This window comes from uncultured Parasphingopyxis sp. (assembly GCF_937129435.1).
In the GTDB taxonomy this organism is placed as follows: Bacteria; Pseudomonadota; Alphaproteobacteria; order Sphingomonadales; family Sphingomonadaceae; genus Parasphingopyxis.
Window position 1 is genome coordinate 1 of the sequence record NZ_CAKZNF010000042.1, and the last position, 4,782, is coordinate 4,782.

At 64.3% G+C, this 4,782-nt stretch carries 7 protein-coding genes; 4 read left to right on the forward strand and 3 right to left on the reverse strand.

The window, feature by feature from the left end; genetic code table 11:
* The first annotated feature begins 135 nt into the window (after window positions 1-135).
* Window positions 136-1,068 (forward strand): hypothetical protein, encoded by a 933-nt coding sequence (locus Q0139_RS08160; protein ID WP_298019947.1) that lies wholly within the window; start codon window positions 136-138, stop codon window positions 1,066-1,068.
* Window positions 1,069-1,075: 7 nt separating this feature from the next.
* On the opposite strand, the gene Q0139_RS08165 is transcribed toward Q0139_RS08160, so the two are convergent.
* On the reverse strand, window positions 1,076-1,573 hold the full coding sequence (locus Q0139_RS08165) for a hypothetical protein (RefSeq protein WP_298019949.1): 498 nt from the start codon (window positions 1,571-1,573) through the stop codon (window positions 1,076-1,078).
* Between the two features lie 56 nt (window positions 1,574-1,629).
* Between Q0139_RS08165 and Q0139_RS08170 the strand changes: the two genes are divergently transcribed.
* On the forward strand, window positions 1,630-2,547 hold the full coding sequence (locus Q0139_RS08170; RefSeq protein ID WP_298019951.1) for a DMT family transporter: 918 nt from the start codon (window positions 1,630-1,632) through the stop codon (window positions 2,545-2,547).
* A 9-nt stretch (window positions 2,548-2,556) separates the two neighbouring features.
* Window positions 2,557-2,976, forward strand: coding sequence for a TfoX/Sxy family protein (locus Q0139_RS08175; RefSeq protein ID WP_298019953.1), 420 nt, complete (start codon window positions 2,557-2,559; stop codon window positions 2,974-2,976).
* Here the strand turns inward: Q0139_RS08175 and Q0139_RS08180 are convergent.
* Both Q0139_RS08180 and ppa read right to left on the reverse strand, forming a co-directional pair.
* Entirely contained in the window at window positions 2,921-3,625 is a 705-nt protein-coding gene (locus Q0139_RS08180; RefSeq protein ID WP_298019954.1) for a hypothetical protein, read from the reverse strand. The two genes, Q0139_RS08175 and Q0139_RS08180, sit on opposite strands and share 56 nt — an antisense overlap.
* Window positions 3,622-4,155, reverse strand: a complete 534-nt coding sequence (ppa, locus tag Q0139_RS08185; protein WP_298019957.1) for an inorganic diphosphatase — start codon at window positions 4,153-4,155, stop codon at window positions 3,622-3,624. Before ppa ends, Q0139_RS08180 begins: the two co-directional genes overlap by 4 nt.
* A 113-nt stretch (window positions 4,156-4,268) precedes the next feature.
* On the opposite strand from ppa, the gene Q0139_RS08190 reads away from it, so the two are divergent.
* Window positions 4,269-4,782: ATP phosphoribosyltransferase regulatory subunit (locus Q0139_RS08190; RefSeq protein ID WP_298019960.1), on the forward strand; the 514-nt coding region annotated here is incomplete at its 3' end.

A 4,782-nucleotide genomic window follows, 5' to 3' on the forward strand; every position in this document is an offset into this window, starting at 1 on the left:
CCCTTGGCAATCTGCATGCGAAACGGCTCCCGGTATCAAACGACATTTCTTGTCCGAATATATTGACTGTGCCCGAAATTGCCATCACAAGCGATTTTAAATCAGACACGCAGTATCCGAATAAGGAGTGCGACGATGTCGGGACCCTATGATGCATTCGACCGCGTGGCGCAGTTGCTCGTTGCGGTGGCGATGGCCTTTGCATTGGCGAACGGCGGGTTTATGCTGCTGGCGCCGCTCGACTGGTATTATTACGTTCTCACTGTCCCCGCGACCGGCCCGGCCAACACGCATTTCATCGCCGATATCGGCATCGCCTATCTGAGCTGCGGGGTTATCCTCGCCTATGCCGTGACGAGCCTCAACATGCGTTGGATGGCGGCTTTGGCAGGCGCCCTGTGGCTGGCCGCGCATGGTGCTCTGCACATCTATGAATTGATCGTCGGCATCTGCTCGCCCGGCCGCTTCTGGCAGGACGTGTCCGGTGTGCTCGGTCCGCCGTTACTGGTCTTCTTGGCAGTCGGTATCCTGATGGCGCGGCAGCGGATCGTGCCGTTCGGCGTGCCCAAATCGATCTTTCTCAAGGCCGCGACGTCCAAGGTCGAGCCGAGCGAGGCGCAATATCTGCGCGAGATCGCCGCCGCGCCGGGCGGGGCGTTCGAAAAGTTCACCCATTTCATGCCGGCCTCGATGCACCGGTACGCGGCGCCGGTTTCGTTGTTCCATGCCGCCCGCTTCGGCGCGACGATGGCTGAAGATTGTGGACCCTGCGCAATGACCGAGGCGCGCTGGGCACTGGTCGACAAGGTGCCGCGCGAGACGATCAACCGCGCGTTGGCGGGCGGGGCGGCGCTTGAGCCCGACGAACAGCTGGCCTTCCGTTTCGGTGAAGCAATTGCGACCCAGTCCGCCGATGCCGAATCGCTTGGCGACGCCCTTGAGGACAAATTCGGCCGCACCGTCAGGCTGGAACTGGCGATGAGCGCCGCGATGGTGCGCGCCTATCCGGCCATGAAACGCGGTCTCGGCCTGACCAAGGCCTGTTCAGCGACGCGGCTGGAGGTTTGACCGCGAGCTAGAAGTAGATGTCGATATAGTCGGTCAGGCCATCGCACCATTCGAACTCTCGCAGCCGCCAGTAGCGCCGGTTCTGCGTCACGCCAAAGCGCGAGGGGCCGGTCTTGACGCAGTGGCGGCCGGCATCGGGCGTGTCGTGGATGGTGATCGTCCCGTCGAGGATGAAATAGTCGGTGCCGATCTCGGCGATATCGCCGTCGACCTCGACATAGGCCCCGCCGTCGCGCGAGCGATGGACGCCGTTGATATGGATGGTGTCGCCCCGATCGGTGACGGTGACATGACCGCGCCGGACCGTGTTGGGCGGGTCTTCGAAGCTGATCCATTGCAGCGTGATCCCGCTATTGCCGCGCAGCCGGGCAAGCGCCGCCCGGTCATGCACGATGGTCTGCGCGACCGGCGCCGCGGCCTCTGCCGTGCCGTCCGGCTGCGCATAGGCGTTGGCGGCGAACGCGCCTCCCATGGCCAGTGCCGCGATCATTGCGACTCTCATCATGCCGTCTCCCATTTTCCCGTCGCGCACCCTGATGCCCGACCCTATAGCAACCGGCCATGAACGGCGAGCAGGGCGATACCGCGACGACGATCGTGATTCCGGTGGCGATGGTGCTCGCGGGCCTCGCCGCCTATTCGGCGATGGACGCGGTGATGAAGGGGCTGTCGATCGCGCTCGGCGCCTATAATGCTCTTTTCTGGCGCTATGCGGGCGGCGTGATCATCGCGAGCCTGCTCTATCTGCCGCGCCGAACGCCCTGGCCGGCGAAACAGGTGCGCCGCCTCTTCCTGATCCGCGGCGTTGTGACCGCGATCATGGCCTTCGCCTTTTTCTGGGGCCTGGCGCGCACGCCGCTGGCCGAGGGGATCGCACTCTCCTTCATCGCGCCGCTGATCGCGCTCTATCTGGCCGCCGTGCTGCTCGGCGAACGGATCGGCAAGGTCGCGATCATCGCGTCGATGCTGGGGCTTGCGGGCGTGGCCGTGATCCTCGCCGGCAAGATGGGGGATGGCCGTTTCGATCGCGATGCGATGTTCGGCGTCGCGGCGATCCTGTTCTCGGCCGTGCTCTACGCGTGGAACCTGATTCTGCAGCGCCAGCAGGCGCTCGTCGCCGGACCTGTGGCCATCCTCTTTTTCCAGAACATCATCGTCTTTGCGATCTTCGCGTGTTTCGCGCCTTTCCTGGCCGCGCCGCCGCCCGCCGATCTGTGGCCGGAGATCGCGCTGTCGACGCTGTTCGCCATTGCTGCGCTGCTCCTCATTAGCTGGGGCTATGCGCGGGCCGAGGCGCAGCATCTCGTCAGCCTCGAATATAGCGCCTTTCTCTGGGCGGCGCTGTTCGGCTGGTATTTCTTCGCCGAGTCTTTGACTTTCGCCACCCTTGCCGGAACGATCCTGATCGTGTCGGGATGCCTGCTCGTCGCGTGGCGGCGGCCGAAAAAGGCCGAGCTGATCGAGGGCGCGCCGCTATAGGAGGCAGGGATGAGCGTCGATGAAGGCATGATCGAATGGGTCCGCGAATGCCTCGAGCCGCTGGGGCCGGTCACGATGCGGAACATGATGGGCGGCGCGACGCTCTATTGCGACGGCACGATCTTCGCGATCGTCGCCGGTGACGACCTTTGGTTCAAGGCGGACCCGGAAACCGACGCCATTTGGGACGAGGCGGGGCGCGAGCGCTTCACCTTCGAGATGAAGGGCAAGACCGGTTCGATGAACTATCGCCGCGCGCCGCTCGATGTGCATGACGATCCCGATGCGATGCGGCAATGGGCGCGCCTCGGGATCGAAGCGGGTGCAAGGGCGCCCAAGAAAAAACGAAGAAGCGGAAACGCCAGTCGGGTGGCTAGGGTCCGGTGGCGCCACTATCGAGCGCCGCGCGTCGCCCGCGCCAGACGATGATCTCCGCCGCTATAAGCAGCGGAATCCATGAAAGCGCGCCGCCAAGGCCCAGCAGCCCGGCGCGGCTGTCGTCCGAAAGACCGAACATCGTCACTGCACCGCCGACCGTGACGAGCAGTCCCGCCCAGCGCATCCAGCCGCCGCGCCGCGCCATGAGCCAGCCTATGAACAGCGATACTAGCGCCAGCAGCGCGAACTTGCCGCGCACATAGGGGATCAGCCAGTCGATCGTCGCCTGTTCGCCGGGCAGGTTGGCGAGGATGGTGAAGAGCTGGACGCCCTCCAGCTCGTCGAAAGCCGCCGCGAGCAGCGCGCAGATCACCCCGCCCAAAGCGAGCTTCGGTCCATGCTGACGCAGCGCCATCAACCCCGCGCAGAGGAACAGCGTATAGGCCGGTATGAAGACCAACGCGTCGATCCACAGCGACAGCCGCATCGCTTCGACGAACGGCGTGCGGCACGGTTCAGCGCCGAAAAGCACTGCGACATCGGCGGGTGTGCGAACGATCTCGAAGGCGATGATTGCGCCGGCATCGCCGACAGGCCCGCAGCCGCCGATATCCGGGATGAACCCGAAACCGATCGCGACGATCAGCGTGGCGATCCCGGCGCCGAGGCATGTCGCCCACCAGGCCGCCGTCCGGCTCATTTCGATTGCATCGCCCGCTCGATGCTCTCGCGGACGATGCGGAAGGCCTCGTCCTTGTCGCCCCATTTGCCGATCCGCACCCATTTTTCCTTTTCCAGGTCCTTATAGTGGGTGAAGAAATGCTCGATCTGCTCCATCACGATATGCGGCAGGTCGGATCGTTCGCCGACGCGATTGTAATAGGGGAAGGTCGTATCGACCGGCACGGCGAGGATCTTCTCGTCGCCGCCGGCCTCGTCCTCGATCATCAGCACGGCGATCGGCCGGGCGCGGACCACGCAACCGGGGACGAAGGGCGAGCGCGCAACGACCATCGCATCGAGCGCGTCGCCATCGGGCGACAGCGTATGCGGGATAAAGCCGTAATTGGTCGGATAGCGCATCGGCGTGTGGAGGATTCGGTCGACGAACAGCGCGCCGCTCTCCTTGTCGAACTCGTATTTCACCGGCTCGCCGCCGACGGGCACTTCGATGATGACGTTGATCTCTTCGGGCGGATTGTCGCCCGTGCTGATTTTGGTGATGTCCATGGGGTGGATCTTGTAAGCGCACCGGCGAGCGATGGCCACAAAATCCCCCTCCCTTTCAAGGGAGGGAGCCAAACCCTTCCACTCTTTCGCCAAACCGCCTAGACGCCCCGCCCATGGGCAAGAACACACCGCAGGCGATCCGCGGCACGCAGGACATGATGGGCGAACAGGCGGAGAAGTTCGCGCATGTCGTCGACACGTTCGATCGCGTGCGGCGGCTCTACGGCTTCGGCCGGGTCGAGGTGCCGGTGTTCGAGGCGACGTCGGTATTCGCCCGCTCGCTCGGCGAGACGACCGATGTCGTGTCGAAGGAGATGTATACCTTCGAGGATCGCGGCGGCGATTCGCTGACGCTGCGTCCCGAATTCACCGCCGGCATCGCGCGCGCCTATCTCACCAATGGATGGCAGCAGCACGCGCCGATGAAGCTGGCGACGCATGGGCCGCTCTTCCGCTACGAACGTCCGCAAAAGGGTCGCTTCCGCCAGTTCCACCAGCTCGATGCCGAGATTATCGGCGCCGCTGAACCTGCTGCCGATGTCGAACTGCTCGTGATGGCGGACCAGCTGCTGCACGAACTCGGCGTGGCGGATGGCGTGACGCTGCAGCTCAACACCCTCGGCGACA

What these genes read in the sequence shown, in the direction of transcription:
- ppa (WP_298019957.1), bottom strand. Translation starts at nt 4,155, where the DNA reads ATGGACATCACCAAAATCAGCACGGGCGACAATCCGCCCGAAGAGATC.
- Q0139_RS08165 (WP_298019949.1), bottom strand. Translation starts at nt 1,573, where the DNA reads ATGATGAGAGTCGCAATGATCGCGGCACTGGCCATGGGAGGCGCGTTC.
- Q0139_RS08160 (WP_298019947.1), top strand. Translation starts at nt 136, where the DNA reads ATGTCGGGACCCTATGATGCATTCGACCGCGTGGCGCAGTTGCTCGTT.
- Q0139_RS08170 (WP_298019951.1), top strand. Translation starts at nt 1,630, where the DNA reads ATGAACGGCGAGCAGGGCGATACCGCGACGACGATCGTGATTCCGGTG.
- Q0139_RS08175 (WP_298019953.1), top strand. Translation starts at nt 2,557, where the DNA reads ATGAGCGTCGATGAAGGCATGATCGAATGGGTCCGCGAATGCCTCGAG.
- Q0139_RS08180 (WP_298019954.1), bottom strand. Translation starts at nt 3,625, where the DNA reads ATGAGCCGGACGGCGGCCTGGTGGGCGACATGCCTCGGCGCCGGGATC.